2 protein-coding genes are annotated in these 3,468 nt (G+C 73.6%); one reads left to right on the top strand and one right to left on the bottom strand.

Going from position 1 to position 3,468, the window contains the following annotated elements:
* Positions 1 to 131 precede the first annotated feature (131 nt).
* A complete protein-coding gene (locus tag ACZ4VT_RS13190) occupies positions 132 to 2,132 on the bottom strand; it encodes a DEAD/DEAH box helicase (protein WP_467949083.1) in 2,001 nt (666 codons plus the stop codon).
* 472 nt (positions 2,133 to 2,604) lie between these two features.
* Here ACZ4VT_RS13190 and ACZ4VT_RS13185 point away from each other — a divergent pair, with 472 nt between their 5' ends.
* Positions 2,605 to 3,363 (top strand): ferritin-like fold-containing protein, encoded by a 759-nt coding sequence (locus ACZ4VT_RS13185; RefSeq protein WP_351304838.1) that lies wholly within the window; start codon positions 2,605 to 2,607, stop codon positions 3,361 to 3,363.
* Positions 3,364 to 3,468 lie beyond the last annotated feature (105 nt).

Below are 3,468 nucleotides of genomic sequence, written 5' to 3'. Positions count from 1 at the left end.
TCCGAGGTGCCACCGCCCTGAGGCTTCACCCCCCCCCCCCCCCGAAACAACCCGGGGAACCCCCCGGGGCCCCCCCCCCCCCCCCCCCCCCGGGGGGGGGGCCCGGGGCCGTCGGTGCGGTGCTCGGGTGCTTACGCCTCCGGGGCGGCCGCGACCTTGCGGGTGCGGGTGCGCTTCGGCTTGGCGGGCGCCTCCTCGGCCACGGCGGCGGCCTCGGCGACCGGAGCGGCCTCGGCGACCTTGCGCGTACGGGTCCGCTTCGGCTTGGCCGGAGCCTCCTCCGCCACGGCCACCGCGACGGCCTCGGCCGGAGCCGCCTCCGCGACCTTGCGGGTCCGGGTGCGCTTCGGCTTGACCGGCGCCTCTTCGGCGACGACGGCGGCCTCGACGACCGGGGTCACCGGGGCGGCCGCGGGCTTGCGGGTGCGCCGGGCCTTGACCGGCTCGACCGGCGGGGCCATCTGGAAGTCCGGCTCGGGGGCGCTCGCCACGATCTTGCGCGGGCGGCGCGCCCGGACGGGCGCGGGCTCGACGGGCGCCGCCATCTGGAAGTCCGGCTCCGGAGCCGCCTCCGCGACCTTGCGGGTGCGGGCGCGCCGCGGCTTGGCCGGGGCCTCCTCGGCGACCGGGGCCACCGCGGCCACGGGAGCCTCGACCACGGCGGCCGGAGCGGCCTCCACGACCTGAGCGGCCTCCACGGCCTGGGCCGGCACGGCGCCCACACGGGTGCGGCGGCGGCGCGGCCTGCGCGGCTCGTCGGCGGCCGGAGCGGCCGGCGCGTCCACCACGGGGGTGACGGCGGCGGCCTCGGCGCCCTCGGCGAGCTCCGACCCGCCACGGGTGCGGCGTCGCTGGCGCGGCGTACGGGTGCGCTCGGGACGCTCCTCGGTCGCCACAGCGGCGGCCGGACCGGAGCGGCCGCCACGGCCACCGCGGCCGCCGGTCTCGCCCAGGTCTTCCACGTTCTCGGCCTTCAGGCCGGCCCGCGTGCGCTCGGTGCGCGGCAGGATGCCCTTGGTGCCGGCCGGGATGTTCAGCTGCTCGAACAGGTGCGGGGACGTGGAGTACGTCTCCACCGGGTCGTGGAAGTCCAGCTCCAGCGCCTTGTTGATCAGCTGCCAGCGCGGGATGTCGTCCCAGTCGACCAGGGTGACGGCGATGCCCTTGTTGCCCGCGCGGCCGGTGCGGCCCACGCGGTGCAGGAAGGTCTTCTCGTCCTCGGGCGTCTGGTAGTTGATGACGTGGGTCACACCCTCGACATCGATACCGCGGGCGGCGACGTCGGTGCACACCAGCACGTCGACCTTGCCGTTGCGGAAGGCGCGCAGCGCCTGCTCGCGGGCGCCCTGGCCCAGGTCGCCGTGGACGGCGCCCGAGGCGAAGCCGCGCTTCTCCAGCTGCTCGGCGATGTCGGCCGCCGTGCGCTTGGTACGGCAGAAGATCATCGCCAGGCCGCGGCCCTCGGCCTGCAGGATGCGGGAGACGAGCTCCGGCTTGTCCATGTTGTGCGCACGGAAGACGTGCTGCGTGGTGTTGGCGACGGTCGCGCCCTCGCCGTCCTCGGAGACGGCGCGGATGTGGGTCGGCTGCGTCATGTACCGGCGGGCCAGGCCGATGACCGCGCCCGGCATGGTCGCCGAGAACAGCATGGTCTGACGCTTCGGCGGCAGGTAGCTCATGATCCGCTCGACGTCGGGCAGGAAGCCCAGGTCGAGCATCTCGTCGGCCTCGTCCAGGACCAGGGCCCTGACGTGCGACAGGTCGAGCTTCTTCTGCCCGGCCAGGTCGAGCAGGCGGCCCGGGGTGCCGACGATGATGTCGACGCCCTTCTTGAGCGCCTCGACCTGCGGCTCGTACGCGCGGCCGCCGTATATGGCGAGGACGCGGACGTTGCGGACCTTGCCCGCGGTCAGGAGGTCGTTGGTGACCTGGGTGCACAGCTCGCGGGTCGGAACCACCACGAGGGCCTGCGGGGCGTCGGTCAGCTGCGCGGGGGTGGCCCGGCCGGCCTCGACGTCCGCGGGGACGGTGACCCGCTCCAGCAGGGGAAGGCCGAAACCGAGCGTCTTGCCGGTTCCGGTCTTGGCCTGGCCGATGACGTCCGTGCCGGAAAGGGCGACGGGGAGGGTCATCTCCTGGATCGGGAAGGGGGACACAATGCCGACGGCCTCAAGGGCTTCGGCCGTTTCGGGAAGGATCCCGAGGTCTCGGAACGTAGTCAGGGTGCTGCCTCTTCTGTGAGACGCGGCGCGAGGCGGCGAGGGGGGTCGTACCGTGCCGTGCTTGCAGTACTGCTACGTACGAAGCTGCGCGGGACCACTAGCCTTCGCTCAGGCGCATCTGCCGCTGAGGGGGCCCCTCGTGCGGAGGCGGTACGCATGAACGTACGCACCACACCGAGGGCGGTCGGTTGGAGCCGATCGGGCCACCGACCGGGCATCCTCATTCGGATGGCCCGCCGAGTGTTCGGCAGGCGCATTACCACTGTACCCCGGAATCGCGCAGGTGTGTCGGGTGAATTCACCGGGTAGACGCGTTTAGCTGGACAGGCGGTCAACCGGCGTGATGCCTTGGAGGGCCATTCGGCGGGCTATTGTGCGGAGCATGTCGACCGTAGAAAACGCCTCGCCCGCCGACGACAGCGCACCCGCCGAAGCCGTCGGTATCGCTTCCCAGGACTGGGCGACCGCCTCTGCCTCGCCGCAGTACCGGGCCGCCGTCGTGGACCTGCTCGGCGCGCTCGCGTACGGAGAGCTCGCGGCCTTCGAGCGCCTCGCGGAGGACGCGAAGCTCGCGCCCACCCTGGACGACAAGGCCGAGCTCGCCGCGATGGCCTCCGCCGAGTTCCACCACTTCGAGCGGCTGCGGGACCGGCTCACGGCCATCGAGGTCGAGCCCACCGCCGCCATGCAGCCCTTCGCCAAGGGCGTCGACGACTTCCACCGCCAGACCGCTCCCTCGGACTGGCTGGAGGGCCTGGTCAAGGCGTACGTCGGCGACTCCATCGCCAGCGACTTCTACCGCGAGGTCGCCTCCCACCTGGACACCGACACCCGCGCGCTCGTGCTCGGCGTGCTCGACGACACCGGCCACGGCAACTTCGCCGTCGAGAAGGTGCGCGCCGCGATCGAGGCGGACCCGCGCTGCGGCGGCCGGCTCGCGCTGTGGGCCCGTCGGCTGATGGGCGAGGCCCTCTCGCAGGCGCAGCGCGTCGTCGCCGAGCGTGACGCCCTCTCGACCATGCTGGTCGGCGGCGTCGACGGAATGGCGGCCGGCTTCGACCTGGCGGCCGTCGGCGAGATGTTCACCCGGATCACCAAGGCGCACACCAAGCGGATGGCGGCCCTCGGCCTCGCCGCCTGACCGGACGCCGCCACCGGCCCCACAGGCCCCACCGGCCCCACACGGCTTCACGCGGCTCCACCAGGTTTCACGCATCGGCCCCGGCGCGCATCGTGCGCGCCGGGG

This window comes from Streptomyces sp. NPDC029164 (assembly GCF_055563995.1).
The sequence above is the reverse complement of the archived record's forward strand: the minus strand, read 5'-3'. Positions and strand labels throughout refer to the sequence as shown.

Excerpts from the sequence above, each read along its gene's own strand:
- ACZ4VT_RS13190 (WP_467949083.1), bottom strand. The coding sequence starts at position 2,132 with ATGACCCTCCCCGTCGCCCTTTCCGGCACGGACGTCATCGGCCAGGCC.
- ACZ4VT_RS13185 (WP_351304838.1), top strand. The coding sequence starts at position 2,605 with ATGTCGACCGTAGAAAACGCCTCGCCCGCCGACGACAGCGCACCCGCC.